Origin of the sequence: Sorangium sp. So ce124, assembly GCF_051525235.1 — a bacterium.
GTDB lineage: Bacteria > Myxococcota_A > Polyangia > Polyangiales > Polyangiaceae > Sorangium > Sorangium atrum.
The window spans coordinates 11,721,039-11,735,633 of the sequence record NZ_CP150312.1 but is presented as its reverse complement, the minus strand read 5'-3'; the positions used below and the strand labels follow the sequence as shown (position 1 = coordinate 11,735,633).

Here is a 14,595-nt window from a genome sequence, read left to right as displayed (position 1 = left end):
GCGGTGCGTGCGTGCCGCACAGCGGCAGGATAGGGGGCGTGGCCGCGGGGCACAAGGAGGACGGCGCGGCGGAGCGCGGCGGCGCCGCCGCGCTCCGTCGCCGCCGGCGCTACGCCTTCGGAGCCCCGACGGTGAACTCCCAGACGAACTTCCCCTTCCCTTGCTTCTCGTCCGGCGGGGTGAGGACGAGCCCGTCGATCGACTTCACGACGCAGCTCGCCACATCGTCCGACGCGGTGGTGCCGGCGGGATCGACGGCGACGTTCGTGATGCGGCCGCTGTCCTCGAGCACCGTGAAAGCGACGGTGACCTTGCCCTGCGCGCGGGGGTTCCGCGCGAGCTCTGCGTCATAACAAGCGCTGATCTCGTCGCGCCTCGTCTCGAGCAGCGCTGCCGTATCGTCGCGGTACATCTCGGCGTTCCGCACGGCGAAGGAGCAGCCCGCGGACGCGCTCGCCAGAACCATCATGGTGAGACCCGAAAACAACTTCTTCATGCTCGCCTCCTTGCGGGGAGCGCCCTTGCGGCTCGGTTTCGGACCAGCGTTCATTTGCCGGCGTCCGCGGTCTTCTGCGCGGTGTCCTGCTCGACGATGTTGAACTCGACGCGACGGTTCTTCTCGCGCCCCTCCGGCGTGTCGTTGTCCGCGATGGGCTTCGACTTGCCGAAGCCCTTGGCGGTGAGCATTCCGGCGGCGATCCCGTGGTCGACGAGGTACTTCATCACGGCTTTCGCGCGGCGATCCGAGAGCTTCAGGTTATGGTCGTCCGATCCCTCGGCGCTCGCGTGACCCTCGATGGCGATCTTCTTGATGTGCGTGTGCTTCTTGATCGTGCTGACGACCTCGTCCAGCAAGCTGTGTGACTCCGACCGGATCGTCGCCTGGTCGTATTCGAACTGGATCTTCTCGTTGATGATGATCTTGTCGTCCGTCACGACCACGCGCTCCGGCGGGGGCGCGGGCGGCGGGGGCGGCGCGGGCGGCCGGCCCACGACGGCGAGCGCCTTCCCTCCTTCGAACGTGGTGACGCCGCCGCAGGCGATGGGGCCAAGGCCCACCGCCGTGAGCGCGGCGGCGGCGACCCAGGGCCCGAAGCCCGTGGCCCGCCGCGCGCTGCGCCGCGCGACGAGCCAGCGGGGGCTCGGGCGGCTCGTCACATCTCGTTTATCGTCGAACTCGTTCATGATCGCGTCTCCATGGCCCGCTGTCACGGGCCCAGGCCACCGGGGCGCTCTCCGTCGCCCCTTGATGAAACCGCGGGAATCGGCGCGCCGGAGCGCGTCGCGCGCAGGAACTCGGCGAGCGACGTGAGCGCGTGGAGATCGCCGGGCGCGAGGGCGCTCGCCGCCGCGTGGAGCCGCCGGCGAGCCGAGTCGGCGGCGTGAGATCTCCTCGGCTCAGCGCTTTCGCTGGGCCACGCATGCTCGAACGAAGCCGGTATCAGACCGCGGGTGTGAAACCACGCGAGGATGCTGGCACGGATTTGCGCGAGCCGGAAGACGCGCCAGCGTCGGAGCTGCTCTGGCCTGCCAGAGAGCACGGCCTTGAACCGCCGAAACGATCCCCGGCCCTGGAGGGAATGCAGGAGCGTCACCTGGAGCTCGAGGTCGTCGACCGTCGGGATGAACGCCTCCAGCCATCCGTATTGCTCCCGCGCGCCGATGGCCTCGACACGCACGCAGCGCGGATCCGCCTCGATGCGCGCGCACGTGTCCGGGTCGGCGAGCCCGTCGACCAGCCGGATCACGGCGCCTGTCTCGAGGTGAAGGAAATAGCGGATGTGCTGAGCGGTGTTGTCGAAGGCGTTCGCGAGAGCGTTCCAGTCGACAGGGATTCTCCGGTTCGCAGCAGTGGACTCCGGCGCGGTGGTGCACATTGCGAGCCCGGCCTGTAGGCAGCTCCCATGCCAGGCGTGCAGGACGCACGCGCCTGCGCGGGGCGCCGGAGAGCATGTTTTCCGCAAGCAGCTGCGGGTGTCGCGTTGTGCAACAGGTCGATGAGGACGGGAGTCGCGCGCCTCGCGGCGGCGGGGCCGCCGGGCGGATCACGGCTTCGGGTCGCTCGAGCGTCCTCCGCGCATGCCGTACCGCTCGAGCTTCCGATAGAGGGTCGCCCGGTCGAAGCCCAGGATCTGCGCCGCCTGGCTCTTGTTGCCGCCGACCACCTCCAGGACGCGCAGGATGTAGCGTCGCTCGACCTCTTCCATGGGGACGAGCTCGGTCGGGTCGTCGCTCGAGACAAGGACGTGGGAGCGCCGGTAGGTCCGGATCTTCTCGGGCAGGTCGTCGACGGTGATGTGATCGTACCGAGCGAGCGCGACCGCCCTCTCGATGCAGTTCTGGAGCTCGCGCACGTTGCCGGGCCACGCATAGGCCATGAGCTTCTCCGCCGCGGGCGCCGAGAGTCCCTGGATGGGCCTCGCCTTGACGGTCGCGAAGTGCTCAAGGAAATGCTGCGCGAGCAGCAGCACGTCGGCGCCGCGGGAGCGGAGCGGCGGCAGGTCGACGTGAACCACGTTGATCCGGTAGTAGAGATCCTCGCGGAAACGGCGCTCTTCGATCGCGGTCTCGAGGTCGCGGTTCGTCGCGGCGATGAGCCGGACATCCACCGGGAGCTCCTCGTCGGCGCCGACGGGCCGGACGACGCGCTCCTGGAGGGCGCGCAGGAGCTTCGGCTGGAGCCCGATCGGCAGCTCGCCGATCTCGTCGAGGAACAGGGTCCCGCCGTGGGCCCGCGCGAACAGGCCGCTCCTGGCCCCCTTGGCGTCGGTGAACGCGCCTCGCGCGTGGCCGAAGAGCTCGCTCTCGAGGAGGGCGTCCGGGACCGCAGCGCAATTGACCGCCACGAACGCGCCCTCGCTCCGCCGGCTGCGCTGGTGCACGGCGCGGGCGACGAGCTCCTTGCCGGTCCCGCTCTCTCCCGTGATGAGGATCGACGTGTCCGAGTCGGCGATGCGATCGAGCAGATCGAATACGCTCCTCATCACCGGGCTGCCGCTGAGGATCTGCTCGTACCCGTGGGCGTCGGCCACGGCGCGCCGCAGGCGGCGCACCTCCTCGCGGAGGGCGCGGTGGCGCAGGGCGCGCTCCACGGTGAGCCGGAGCGCCTCGAGCTCGAACGGCTTGGTCACGAAGTCGTACGCGCCGGCGCGGATGGCGGACGTGGCGGTGTCGAGGCTCCCGAACGCGGTGATGACGATGACCGGGAGATCGGGCCTGTTCTCGACGATCCGCTCGCAGAGGTCGAGGCCGCTCATGCCGCGCATGGTCATGTCGGTGATCACGACGTCGAAATCCTCCACGCCGAGGAGCTCGAACGCCTCTGCGGCCGACGTCCGCCATGCCGTCCGGAACCCGCGCTTCTTGAGCCCGGCGTCGAGGAGCTCGCAGACGCCGCGCTCGTCGTCGACGATCAGGACGCGCCCTGTCATGAGTTCCCTCGCGGCAGCATCATGGTGAAGCGGCTCCCCGAGCCCGCCCGGCTGTCGACGTGGATCCAGCCGCCGTGCTCCTTGATGATGCCGTAGGCGACCGACAGGCCGAGCCCGGTCCCTTCGCCCACGGGCTTGGTCGTGAAGAACGGCTCGAAGATGTGCTCCAGGACGTCGGCCGGTATGCCCTGCCCCTCGTCACGAACGGACAGCGCGACATAATCCCCCTCGGCCCCTCCCTGGTCGGCCGGGGGACTGGCGCGCTCCGCCCGGAGGCCCACGGCCAACGTGCCGCCGGACGGCATGGCCTGGATCGCGTTGACCACCACGTTGGTGAGCGCCTGCTGGAGCTGCTCGGCGTCTGCGTGGACGACCAGCTCCGGCGTGTCTCCTTCCTGGACCATCGTGACGCCCTGCTTCTCGGCCAGCGGCCTCAGCATGACGAACGTGCTGTGAATGACGCTCCTCAGCGGGGTCTCCTGCTTCTCTGCGCTGCGGCGCCGGGCGAAATCGAGCAGCTGGCGGATGATCTGGGTCATCCGCTGTGACTGCTCGAGGATGATCTGCCCGTTGGCCGGCACCTCCTCTCCCGTGACGTCCCCGTCCACCAGCATGCGCGCGCGCCCCACGATGACCTGGAGGGGCGCTCCCAGCTCGTGTGCGATCCCGGACGCGAGCTTGCCGACGGTGGCGAGCCGCTCGGCGTGGCGGAGCTGCTGGAGCGCGGCGAGCCGCTCGACGGCCTCGGACTCGAGCTTTCGGTTCGCCGCGGCGAGGCGGTCACACATCGCATCCATCTCCCGTCCGAGCTCGCCGATCTCGTCCTCCTGGCGCAGCGACAGGCGCCGGGAGAGATCGCCGGCGCCGATCCGCCGCGCCTGATCGATCAACGTTCGCATGGGACGTCCCACCAGCCCGACTCCGAGGGAAGTCGCGAGCAACCCGCATACCAGCGTCAGAGCGGCCGTCGTGACCGCCGTGTTCAGGATCATGCCGTGGGTGGTGCGGCGGGCTCCCGCCAGCGACTCGGAGAGCTCCAGCGCGCCGACGCGGTCGCCGGTCACCGGCACCGGCACGCACGTGACGAGCACGTCCGCGTCTTCACGAGGGAGCCTGTGCACGACCGCCTCCCCTCGCGATACGGGGACGAGCAGCTCCGGCGCGAGCTGGGGCCGATGGGCGTCATCCGCCTGCTCATCGAGCCAGACCCACCGGAGGTCCACCTGTCTCTCGCGCTCGTTGGCGTCCTCGACAAGGCGCAGCGCCCGCGCGGGCCCTTCCGTGCGCCACACCCCCGTGATGGCGGCGGCCAGCGCGCGGCCCATCGCGTGATGGTCCCGCTGGACATCGTTCTCGAAGGTCTTGGCCTCTCTGCGGATCTGCACGTAGGCGCTCAGCGCGAGCACAAGGAAAACGCCGAACACCAGGGCGAGCGTCAGCTTGCGCGCCAGCTTCATGCCCGACGTCGTAGCGCAGGTGGAGCGCGGCGAGCCATCGCCGCTCGACGCCGCCGCAAAGTACGACATGCCGCATTTTGCGGCACCGGCGATGGCCCGCGCGCGGGCCCGCGGGCCGCCGGAGCGCGCTCCCCTGTGGAGCCTGGCGGGCCGCTTCGGTACGACCTGTTACCGCGGGCCGGCGGGTGCTTTCTCTGGGCAGCAGAACAGGTGATCTGGCACCAGCATGGCGCAGCCGTCTTTCCAGGGGTCGTCAGGCGCGTAGTCCGTCCGGTTCTCCGCAGGATAGAAGTACGCCCTGGGCTTCGCTGGATCGGCGCAGGCGCTGTCGCGCTCCGGCGCTGCCTCGCGGCCCTTCGGCGCGCCGGTGACCCTGGAGCAGGCCGCGAGCGCGGCGCCCGCCGCGAGGAGCGTGAGGAGCGCCGCGAGGGGCCTATGCACCCACGGCGACGAGCGACCGGGCTGTCGCCGCGGATATGGCTGTTGTCGAGAGCTGCCCATCGTCGGGCCCTCCGGGTGCATGACCATCAGGGGGTGCATCGGGCCTGCAGGGGGATCGATTTCAAGCGCTCGCAGGCCGTCGGAGAGCAGCCGAGGCCCGCACAGGCCGCTTCGAAGCTAGGGTAGCAGCAGCCGGCGGCGAAGACCTCGCTGTCGGCGCAGTCGACGAAGTCCTGAGCAGGTCGGGCTGGAGCAGCGCATCGTGCCGGCTTGGTGGGCGGCGGGAGGTCCGCTCTGGGCGCGTGACCGGAAGCAGGGGTCTGGTCGGGATCGGACGTCGGCGCGCCGCCGATCGCGGGCTCGGACTCTGGCGCCGGCCCCTGCTCGGGGGCCGCCTCCGGGTCGGGCCCTCGCTCCGCGATCAAGCCAGGCCCTCGGCCGGGCGGAGCGGCCGAGGTCGTCGGGCTCGGCGTGCTCGCGCAGTGAACGAGGAGCAGAAGAAGCGAGAGCGACCGTCCGAGAGCGAGCGCCTGGACCGATGCGATCTTCCGCGTCATCAAGGGAGCATCGCACGATGGCCTACGCGAAACCAGGGGAGCCCGCGTCGTACGCGCGCGCGTTCAGCCGCCAGGGCGGCCCCCCGTGCCGGCGACGTCGGTCAAGGCGTAGTGCCTCATCTCCTGGATATTTTCGAAGAAGGGCTTCACCTTGGCGAAGAATGACGGGAACGAAGCCTCCTTGCGAAACCCCTGGAGGTGGCCTTCCAGCGAGTCCCAGCGGATGCGGACGACGAAGCTCGTCGGCTCCTCGGTGCATCGGGAGATCTCGTAGTCGAGGCAATGCACGGAGCCGCGCAGCTCCGTGGCTGCAGCGCGGTAAGCCGACAGGAACGCCTGCGCTTGCTCTGCGGGGATCGCGTAGCGAATGTACTCGATGATCATTGCAGCTTCCTGGGTAGGGGGTGTGCGGCAGCACGAGCCGTCCGGGGACCAGAGATACGCGCCGGCGGATCGATCGTCGAATCGACAGTCGGTGAGCCGATTCATAGACGATGTCTATGGGTCGGCGTACTATCCATCGACCATGCGCTTGCAGTCGGTGGACACCCACCTTGTCGTGGCCTTGCACGCTTTGCTCCAGGAGAGGAGCGTCACGCGCGCTGCGCGCCGAGTGGGCGTGACGCAGCCCTCGATGAGCCACGCGCTTTCACGGCTGCGCGCCCATTTCGGGGATCCATTGCTCGTCCAGGTGGGCAGAAAGATGACGTTGAGCGAGCGAGCGCGGGACCTTTTGCCGAGAGCCGCCGAGGCCGTCGAGCGGCTCGAGCACGTCTTCGGCCAGGCCGAGCGGTTCGATCCGAGGCGCTCGACCCGCACGTTCCGGCTCGTCGCGACCGACAACCTGGAGCTGCTCGTGCTCCCGCCGTTGACCAGGATCCTCGCCGCCGAGGCGCCGCACGTCAACCTGCGGTGTCGCAACATCCCGCCGGATTTCGCCGAGCTCCTGCGCCGCGGCGAGCTCGACGCCAAGCTGGGGCGCGGCGGGCCGGTGCCCGACGGATGCCGGTCCACGCAGCTCGCGGCCGAGCAGCTCGTCTGCCTGATGCGGCGGGGCCACCCGGCCTCCCGGAAGGCGCTCACGGCGGCGCGCTACGCTGCCTGCGAGCACCTGATGATCTCGCCGCACGGAGAGGACCACAACGTCATCGATCAGGAGCTGGCGGCGCGGGGGCTGCGTCGTCGGGTGACCCTGACCGTTTCGCATTTCCTCGTCGCTCCGTTCATCCTCTCCGGCTCTGACCTGCTGCTCACCGTGTCTGCGCGGGTCGCCGTGGCGCTGGCCCGGAGGCTCGATCTCGTGGTGCGGCCGTGTCCGCTCGAGGCCAGGGGTTACACCTTGACGCTCGTCTGGCCGGAACGCTCCGAGGGCGACGAGGGCCACAGCTGGCTTCGCGCCGCCATCGAGCGCGCCGTCGCGTGTGAGCCGGTCGCGGGGCTGGGCGAGGCCGGTGGGCCCCCTGCGCGAGGGCGGTGAGAAGCTTATCATGCGTCGGGAGCGCGGCGCGCCGCCCCCGTACGTGTCGGATATCCAAAACGTACGACGCGCACTGCGCTTTCGGTCGCGGCCGCTTGGCGATCCGGCTGTAGGTAGCTCAGGACGAGCGTCCAGCCGGATCGGCGGCTATCGCGTCATGCACATCGTCGCGCGTCCCGGTTCCGGCGAGCAGGTGCCACTTCCGGAGCGTCGACAGGTCGCGCATGGCTTCCACGGCGGACCGCAGCGCTGGCGGCATGGGGCCGAACCGCGCTTCGTACAGCTCGATCGTCCCCTGCGCCATCCCCTGCTTGCGCCCCTGCTCGATGAACTGCTCGACGAGCTCCTGGGTGGTCATGACAAACTCCTCTTCCTCGGGCGTCGCCGGTCCGGGCTCGACGAGCGCCGCTCGGAAGCGTAGCAGAGGGCCGAGCGCGATGGCGCGCTCCGGCGCGTCTTCCGGTAACTGGCGGAGCACCGCAAAGAGCGCGCTGATGCTTACGTGCTCCCGAGGTCCGACGTGCTTGTTTTCTGCACACGCACGATCACTCTCGCTTTGGGGCGCAGAACGTCCTCGCCTCCCCGCGCCCGGTGAGCCATTGACCCGGGCGAGAGCGCCTTCGTGGCGACGTGCCCGACCCATCCTGCCCTCCGAAGGGCCGTGATGGTTCCCGGCTGCCACGCGGTGTGGGCCTGCGGAGACACCCACCCCCTGCGCGGCGCGGCCTTTCCTGAGAGCGCTGCGCGGCATGTGCCGTGCTCCTCCGGCCGGCATGCCGTGCTCCCGACTCGCCATGTCGATCGCTTTGCTTGCGCTCATCTCCGGCTGCGCCGCCCGCCCGCAGTCGGCCCTTCCCGTTGCCCTCGACGTCCCGCATCCGCCTGCCCCGCGTTCGTCCGAGTCCAAGGGCGCTGAGGACGCCGCGTCCGGCGGGGCGCTCCTGGTCTGGGGCCGCACGGGCGATGGGCCGCCTCGGACATGGCACCTCACCGAGGAAGGCGCGGTGATCCGCGAGGAGCCCGGGATCGTCGTGGCGACCGGTCGAGGGGAGTGGCGCTGGGAGGTGAGCGAGGTGAAGGTGGAGACCTCGGCCTGCGAGTTCGGGCCCGGGGAGACGCGCGAGCCGGGCGAGGGGACCGCGCACCGCGCGGAGCTCGTGCTGCGCGGGACGGGCGCGCGCCAGCAGGTGATCGCGCCGTCGGACGCGGACGGGAGCAACGTGATTCAGCACGAGGCGGAGGCGATCGGGAGCGTCGGGCCGTACCTGTTCATCGAGGAGCGGACGTACAGCGACGCGTGCGGCGCGCACGGCTTCGTGGGCGTGGGGTTCATGGTGTGGGACGCCGACAAGGGCGCGATCGTCGATCTGCTCGCCGAGGTGTCCAGCGTGCCGGCGCTGCAGGGCGAGGCCGAGGCGCTCCTCGACGAGGCCGAGGACGACCCGGAGGCCGCCCGGCAAGAGGAGGATGCGCCGGAGCTCGTGCAGATCGCGCCGGCCTACGACGCGCGGGGGGCGCTCCGGCTGACCGCGAAGCTCGCGCGCGCCGCGTGTTATGCCTGCGGCGACGGCGCGTGGAGCTCCTACACGCGCTCGGCGGTGGTGCCCGCCAAGAAGGCGCCGGGGCGCCTCGCGGCGTGGGTGTCCCCGCCGCCCGGCATGCAGAGCTTCCTGGCGCAGCACCCGGACCTCGACGTCGGCGGCTGGTCGCGGGCCGGCCGGACCGAGTGAGGCGAGCGAGCCCCGCTGGCTCGGCCGGCCGCGTGGTGAGGGCGGCGCGCGGAGCGCCGCGTTCATGGCCCCGCGTCAGAGCAGGTCGTCCAGGTCGTCCATGGCCTGCGACAGGTCCTCGCTCATCTCCTTCAGCTTCTCGCGGTCCTTCTCCAGGAGCACCGCCTGCGCCGCGCGCGCCTTGTCCCCGAGCTTCCGCGCGGCGAGCACGTTCTCGAGCAGGTACCGCCGCTCGGTCGCGCCGAGCGCCGCGAACGCGCGCCGCAGGACCGGGAGCGTGTCCTTGAAGCGCTCGGGAAGGATGCCCCCGAGGAACGCGTCGAGCGCCTCGACCACGGGGCGGCTCTTCACGAGCACCAGCGCGTTCACCTCGAGGAAGCCGGCCAGGAACGACGCCGCCGCCTCGGGCGGGGCGGCGCTCCCGAGCCGCAGGCCGACGATCCGCGCAACCTCGGCATCATCGATGACCTGCGCCAGGTAGAGCAGCCCGCACGCGAGGCCCGAGGCCGTGGGGTTCACCGCGTCGCTGTCCACGAGCGCCCGCGCCGCCTCGAACCACGCGGCCCGGTCGACGATCGGCTGCGACAGCGCCACGTCGTGCAGCGTGCGCAGCGCCTCCTTGGCCGGGGCGACCGCCTCGTCGCTGCCCGTGCAGCCGCCGTGGACGCGCAGGACCGCGCGCGCGAACGTCTTCTCCAGCATCGTCGCGATCACGCCGTCGCCGAGCGACGACAGCGAGCGCGACGACCCGAACGACGCGAGCCCCGCGAAGGCGCGGCACGCCCGGGCGAGCGACGGCAGGTCGCTGTCGCCCGCGGCGAACCGGTCGCACGCGTCGAGCGCCGAGGCCGCCGCGCGGGCGCTCGACGCGAGCACGGCGTTCAGCAGCACGTCGGCGGCCTCGCCGGTCGTGTGGCACGCCGCCAGGTCCTCCTCGAGCAGCCGCGTCGCCACCTGCTCCAGCGTGTCGCCGAGGACGATCTTCTCGACGAGCGCCACGTCGGTCGCCGGCGTCCACTGCGCCTCCCACGTCTCGCTCAGCTGCCGGAGCAGCTCGTCCGGCGGCACCTCGCTCGCCTGCCCGCGCCGCTGCCCGCGAGCGCCCGCGCCGCCCCGCCCGGCCGCCCGGGTGCCGGCGTACGCCGCGTAGGGGATCTTCGCGATGCGGAGCCGGTGCAGGAGCACGCTCGTCCCGACCTCGACCTCGTTCGTGAGCGACAGCCGGAACGACTCGGGCGCGTCGGTGGCGGGGAGCCTGCGCTCGCGCACCTCGCGCCAGAACTCCTCCTGGAGCGAGTTCTTCCCGATGCCGCCCCCGACGCGGCCCACGTTGCGCCCGATGACGGCAGGCCAGAGGAAGCCGTCGACGTGCGTGGCGTCGCCGCGGCACATCGTGGCGATCGTCGCCTCGCGCACCTCGTCGAGGCCGGGCTCCGCCTTGCCGCGGAGCTCGGCGAGCGAGACCGCGAGGCGGAAGGCCTCGATGGTGTCGGCGAGCGAGGCCATGAAGCCGCGGAGGCGGAGGTGCTCGGTGAAGTCGATCAGCACCTCGAGGGTGGCGCGCCGGAAGTCGCCGCCCGCGTCGTGTGCGCGCTGGTAGTACTGCGGCGCCCGGTTGCCCGCGCCGTAGCCGAGCTGCTCGGAGAGCCGCGGAAAGCTGAACGGGATGAGCGTCACGGCGCACGGGATCGGCGCCGGCAGCCGCGCCTCCAGCGCCGGATCGACGTCGCGCGCCGCGAACGCCGCCGCGTGCGCCGCGCCGAGCACGGCCGCGACCTCGTGCGGGGCGAGGTCCGGCCCCATGCGCTCGAGGATGCTCCGCGCCATGTAGGCGTCGCGCGCCCGGTGGATCAGCCGGTCCCCGTCGCTGCGCACCAGGTCCGCGTACGCGAGCAGGGCCTCGCGGAACGGCCCGGGCTCGTAGCGGGGCGCCTCGAACGAGGCCTCCCAGAACTCCTCGAACGAGCGGAAGCCCCGGGCGCGCGCGCACGCCGCATAGATGCTCTCCTGCGGCTCCTCCGCGCTGGCCGGCCCGCCGTCGCCGCCGTCCCCTGCGCCGCCGTCGTCCGCGTGCTCGCCGTGCTCGTCGCCGTGTTCACCGTGCTCGTCGCGGTCCTCGTCGATCTCGCGCTCGTGGCCGCCCGGATCGTCGGCGTCGTCGTGGCCGACCGGGGCGCCGTCGAAGGGCGCGAGCGTCGTGCCGACGGGGATGTCGATGAGCTCGACGCGCGCGCCGTGCTCGAAGGCCCATTTCACCGCGACGTACTCGGGCGAGTAGGCGGCGAACGGCCACAGCGACGACGCCGGCTCCCCGTCGGTGCGGTAGCCGAGGATCGCCACGGGCGGGACGGTCTTCGGGTCGACGAGCGCCTCGAGGAGCGGGGTGGCGTCGCTCGGGCCCTCGACGAAGATCGCCTTCGGGCGCACCTCGTCGAGGTAGGCGCGCAGCGTCGCGCTGGAGCGCGGCGAGTGGTGGCGCACCGGGAAGAGGTGCACGGCGGCGAGCCGGTCGAGGTCCATCGGGTCCCTTCAGATCGCGAGGCGCTTCTTGGCGGCGGCGTAGAACTCTTTCCAGAGCCCTGCGCGGCCCTTGGCCACGGTCTCGCAGTACTCGCGGACGGCCTTGAGGTCGTCGCCGCCCTCCTTGCTCACGGCGCCGAGCAGCGACCGGGAGAGGTCGTCGGCGGTGACCTTCCCGGTGCCGAAGTGCTGCGCGAGGATGCCGCTGTTGAAGAGCACGCTGATGGCCTCCGCGGTCGACAGGACGGAGCCCGGGGTCTTCACCTTGGTCTTGCCGTCCTTGGTGACGCCGGCGCGGAGCTCCTGGAAGAGCGTGACGAGCAGCTTGGCGAGCTCGGCGGGCGGCTCGACGCCGACCTGGTAGTCGCCGCGGAGCTCGGCCTCGCGCTTCTGCACGATGCGGATCTCCTGCTCGAGGTCGTCGACGACGGGGACGGTGATGAAGTTGAAGCGGCGCTTGAGCGCGGCGCTCATCTCGTTGACGCCACGGTCGCGCGTGTTGGCGGTGGCGATGAGGTTGAAGCCGCGCTGCGCGGGGACGACCTGGTCGAGCTCGGGGACGGCGATCTGCTTCTCGGACAGGATGGAGATGAGCGCGTCCTGGATCTCCGACGAGGTGCGGGTGATCTCCTCGAAGCGCGCGAAGCGCCCGTCGCGCATGGCGCGGAGGATGGGCGAGGGCACGAGCGCCTTCTGCGAGGGCCCTTCTGCGAGGAGCAGGGCGTAGTTCCAGCCGTATTTGACGTGCTCCTCGCTGGTGCCAGCGGTCCCCTGGACGACGAGGGCGCTCGTGCCGCTGATGGCGGCGGAGAGGTGCTCGGAGAGCCAGCTCTTGGCGGTGCCCGGCTCGCCGACGAGCATGAGGGCGCGGTCGGAGGCGAGGGTCGCGAGGGCGACCTGCACGAGGGCGCGATCGCCGATGTACTTGGGGGAGATCGCGACGCCGCCGACGGGTTTGTCGCTGCCGAGGATGTACGTCTCGACGGCCCTCGGCGAGAGGCGCCACCCGGGCGGCCTCGGCGCCGTGTCGTTGGCGGCGAGGGCCGCGAGCTCGTTTTCGTACTTGGTCTCGGCGGGCTGGCGGAGGTCGCTCATGGGTGGCGCAGGAGGTTACCGCAGAACGGGGCGAGGCGTCCCTCCGGGGAGATCAGCGGCCGGCGGGCTGCGCGGCCGCGGGCGGCATGGCGGCGGGCGGCGGCGCGGCGGGCGTCGTGTCGCTCGACGGCGGGGTGACGGGGTTCGTGATGGCCGGGGGCGGTGAGGCGGGCGTCGTGGCGGCCGGGGGCGAGGCGGCGGGCGCGGCTTCGCCGCTCGTGGCGCTCCTCGGGGGGGTGGCTGTTGCGCGCGACATCAGCGCCGGGATGTGCGTGTCGACCTTCCTGCGGCCCCAGATCTCGACGCCTGCCTTGTAGATCTCGTCGTAGCGGCGCTGGACCTCGGTCCAGAGCTGGTCGCGCAGCACGGCGTCGGGGTTGCGCGCCGACTTTCCTGCGGGCGCGCCGGCTGGAATGAGCTGCGTGAGGAGCCAGTTGCCGTCGTCGGAGAGCTGCCTGAGCTCCTCCTGGGTGAAGGGGTGTCGATCGGCGACGGCGTCCGCGAAATCGCGGAACAGGGCCGGGATGGCCACGGCGTCGCGGGCCTCGTCGATCGGCCCGCTGTTGGCGCGGATGGCCTTGACCCGGTCGGCCAGCACGAGGCCGCGCTCGGCGAGGACCTCGAGGACGCGTAATGCCTGGCTGCGGAGCGGGCGCACGCGCAGCTGGCGCGCCTGGATCTCCTTGCGGCTGGCCGGGACGAAGACCCGATCGGCGGCGAAGGCGAGCGCGAGGCAGAGGGCGGGGAGCTCCAGGATGTCGTCGAACCGGAGCAGCGGCAGCGCCTCGCGGAGGCGCGCCTCATGGGGCCTCAGCGCATCGACGGCGCGGGTCGCGTTGAGACGGACGATGAGCGCGTCGCCGGTCCAGGGGTCGAGATCGTCCTCCGGAGTCTGCTCCACGATGGATCGGAAGTGGTGGAGCGCGACCTCGGCGTCCTCGGTGAGGAAGGGTTGCTTGCCGCTGGTGCTGAGCTTCTTCGCCTGAGTTCTCGGCTTGTTATTGGGTTGTCTTCGAGTCGAGGGCATTCGGGCACCCTCGCACGGGAAGCCGCGAGTCGCCAGCGCGCGCAGCGTTGATTTCTTGCCTGCGGCGCCGGGTGGAGAGGCGGTGATGACGAGGCATGTGGCTTGCGCTGTCGGGTGGAGAGGCGGTGATGACGAGGCATGTGGCTTGCGCTGTCGGGTGGAAAGGCGACGGCCGGGAGGCTCGGCGCACTCCGGGATTGGGTGAGGGGGCGACGGCCGGGAGGCGGGTGCCCTCGAGGGCCGGGTGGAGAGGCGACCGCTATTGGAACGCTGGCTTGCGGGCGTCGGCGGCGTGGCGGTTCAAGGGGCGTACGAGCCAGCGAGCGGGGGAGAGCGGCGAGCCGATGGCGGTGGGGAGGAGGTTCCTTGGAGGGGCTGACCGCGCCGCGATCTGTAATCGGTTGTAATCGAGGTGGTGTTGACACGGCGGGTCATGCGGGACATAGGTGGCCGCGAATTCAACAGACCTTGCGTCGGGAGTGTCTCGAATGCGACACGCGGGCTGGTTGTACCGTCTTGCTTTGTTCTGTGCGGTGGTGCTGCTGCTCGGGCGGGGGCATGAAGGCCTCGCGCTGGCAGGGCCGCCGGAGCCGCGGCTCATGCCGATGTCGCCGCCGGGCGGCGGAGCAGCGCTCTCCTCGATTCCCTTCCGGCTGCCGAGCGACGGTGTCGGGGGGCTGCCCCTGGGGCCGCGCGTCGATGCGCCGCTGGTCGAGGACGCGGGGGCGCCGTTCGGCGAGATGGTGGTGCCCGACAAGGCGCGGGTGGTGGAGTTCGAGGGGGCCGTGCTGGAGATCCCTCAAGGCGCGGTGGACGAGCCGGTGCGGATCACGATTCGCCCGCTCGACTAGGGCGCGGTG

The 14,595-nt window shown here is 71.4% G+C and carries 14 protein-coding genes; 3 read left to right on the top strand and 11 right to left on the bottom strand.

From position 1 onward, the window contains the following. Positions 1-109: 109 nt before the first annotated feature. The 7 genes from WMF19_RS43975 to WMF19_RS43945 all read right to left on the bottom strand — a co-directional run bounded on the left by WMF19_RS43975 (position 110) and on the right by WMF19_RS43945 (position 6,270). A complete protein-coding gene (locus WMF19_RS43975; RefSeq protein ID WP_272102249.1) occupies positions 110-496 on the bottom strand; it encodes an AgmX/PglI C-terminal domain-containing protein in 387 nt (128 codons plus the stop codon). A 50-nt stretch (positions 497-546) separates the two neighbouring features. Beyond that, entirely contained in the window at positions 547-1,185 is a 639-nt protein-coding gene (locus tag WMF19_RS43970) for an OmpA family protein (RefSeq protein ID WP_437796062.1), read from the bottom strand. Positions 1,186-1,208: 23 nt separating this feature from the next. Next, the gene (locus tag WMF19_RS43965; RefSeq protein ID WP_437895831.1) at positions 1,209-1,877 is read right to left on the bottom strand and encodes a UPF0158 family protein; all 669 of its coding nucleotides are present in this window, start codon (positions 1,875-1,877) and stop codon (positions 1,209-1,211) included. 168 nt (positions 1,878-2,045) lie between these two features. Then, positions 2,046-3,431: a sigma-54-dependent transcriptional regulator gene (locus WMF19_RS43960; RefSeq protein WP_272102252.1), complete on the bottom strand. Its 1,386-nt coding sequence runs from the start codon at positions 3,429-3,431 to the stop codon at positions 2,046-2,048. Beyond that, entirely contained in the window at positions 3,428-4,888 is a 1,461-nt protein-coding gene (locus WMF19_RS43955) for a sensor histidine kinase (RefSeq protein ID WP_437895830.1), read from the bottom strand. Before WMF19_RS43955 ends, WMF19_RS43960 begins: the two co-directional genes overlap by 4 nt. Before the next feature lie 168 nt (positions 4,889-5,056). After that, complete coding sequence (locus tag WMF19_RS43950) at positions 5,057-5,329, bottom strand: hypothetical protein (protein ID WP_437895829.1); 273 nt, start codon at positions 5,327-5,329, stop codon at positions 5,057-5,059. Positions 5,330-5,949: 620 nt separating this feature from the next. After that, on the bottom strand, positions 5,950-6,270 hold the full coding sequence (locus WMF19_RS43945) for a putative quinol monooxygenase (protein ID WP_437895827.1): 321 nt from the start codon (positions 6,268-6,270) through the stop codon (positions 5,950-5,952). A gap of 91 nt (positions 6,271-6,361) precedes the next feature. Here WMF19_RS43945 and WMF19_RS43940 point away from each other — a divergent pair, with 91 nt between their 5' ends. Next, on the top strand, positions 6,362-7,363 hold the full coding sequence (locus WMF19_RS43940) for a LysR family transcriptional regulator (protein WP_437895826.1): 1,002 nt from the start codon (positions 6,362-6,364) through the stop codon (positions 7,361-7,363). A gap of 118 nt (positions 7,364-7,481) precedes the next feature. Here WMF19_RS43940 and WMF19_RS43935 read toward each other — a convergent pair whose 3' ends face one another. Further along, a complete protein-coding gene (locus WMF19_RS43935; protein ID WP_437895825.1) occupies positions 7,482-7,721 on the bottom strand; it encodes a hypothetical protein in 240 nt (79 codons plus the stop codon). A 436-nt stretch (positions 7,722-8,157) separates the two neighbouring features. On the opposite strand from WMF19_RS43935, the gene WMF19_RS43930 reads away from it, so the two are divergent. Then, entirely contained in the window at positions 8,158-9,093 is a 936-nt protein-coding gene (locus WMF19_RS43930) for a hypothetical protein (protein ID WP_437895824.1), read from the top strand. Between the two features lie 75 nt (positions 9,094-9,168). Here WMF19_RS43930 and WMF19_RS43925 read toward each other — a convergent pair whose 3' ends face one another. The 3 genes from WMF19_RS43925 to WMF19_RS43915 are packed head-to-tail and all read right to left on the bottom strand — an operon-like array spanning position 9,169 to position 13,735. Next, complete coding sequence (locus tag WMF19_RS43925; protein WP_437895823.1) at positions 9,169-11,613, bottom strand: DUF5682 family protein; 2,445 nt, start codon at positions 11,611-11,613, stop codon at positions 9,169-9,171. Between the two features lie 9 nt (positions 11,614-11,622). Then, positions 11,623-12,708: an ATP-binding protein gene (locus tag WMF19_RS43920; protein WP_437895822.1), complete on the bottom strand. Its 1,086-nt coding sequence runs from the start codon at positions 12,706-12,708 to the stop codon at positions 11,623-11,625. A gap of 52 nt (positions 12,709-12,760) precedes the next feature. Next, positions 12,761-13,735, bottom strand: a complete 975-nt coding sequence (locus WMF19_RS43915; RefSeq protein WP_437895821.1) for a hypothetical protein — start codon at positions 13,733-13,735, stop codon at positions 12,761-12,763. A 533-nt stretch (positions 13,736-14,268) separates the two neighbouring features. Between WMF19_RS43915 and WMF19_RS43910 the strand changes: the two genes are divergently transcribed. Then, positions 14,269-14,586, top strand: a complete 318-nt coding sequence (locus WMF19_RS43910) for a hypothetical protein (RefSeq protein WP_437895820.1) — start codon at positions 14,269-14,271, stop codon at positions 14,584-14,586. Positions 14,587-14,595: the final 9 nt, after the last annotated feature.

Bases quoted from the DNA above. Each gene is read 5' to 3' on its own strand.
- WMF19_RS43975 (WP_272102249.1), bottom strand. From the start codon at position 496: ATGAAGAAGTTGTTTTCGGGTCTCACCATGATGGTTCTGGCGAGCGCG.
- WMF19_RS43945 (WP_437895827.1), bottom strand. From the start codon at position 6,270: ATGATCATCGAGTACATTCGCTACGCGATCCCCGCAGAGCAAGCGCAG.
- WMF19_RS43930 (WP_437895824.1), top strand. From the start codon at position 8,158: ATGTCGATCGCTTTGCTTGCGCTCATCTCCGGCTGCGCCGCCCGCCCG.
- WMF19_RS43960 (WP_272102252.1), bottom strand. From the start codon at position 3,431: ATGACAGGGCGCGTCCTGATCGTCGACGACGAGCGCGGCGTCTGCGAG.
- WMF19_RS43970 (WP_437796062.1), bottom strand. From the start codon at position 1,185: ATGAACGAGTTCGACGATAAACGAGATGTGACGAGCCGCCCGAGCCCC.
- WMF19_RS43955 (WP_437895830.1), bottom strand. From the start codon at position 4,888: ATGAAGCTGGCGCGCAAGCTGACGCTCGCCCTGGTGTTCGGCGTTTTC.
- WMF19_RS43915 (WP_437895821.1), bottom strand. From the start codon at position 13,735: ATGCCCTCGACTCGAAGACAACCCAATAACAAGCCGAGAACTCAGGCG.
- WMF19_RS43925 (WP_437895823.1), bottom strand. From the start codon at position 11,613: ATGGACCTCGACCGGCTCGCCGCCGTGCACCTCTTCCCGGTGCGCCAC.
- WMF19_RS43920 (WP_437895822.1), bottom strand. From the start codon at position 12,708: ATGAGCGACCTCCGCCAGCCCGCCGAGACCAAGTACGAAAACGAGCTC.
- WMF19_RS43935 (WP_437895825.1), bottom strand. From the start codon at position 7,721: ATGACCACCCAGGAGCTCGTCGAGCAGTTCATCGAGCAGGGGCGCAAG.
- WMF19_RS43965 (WP_437895831.1), bottom strand. From the start codon at position 1,877: ATGTGCACCACCGCGCCGGAGTCCACTGCTGCGAACCGGAGAATCCCT.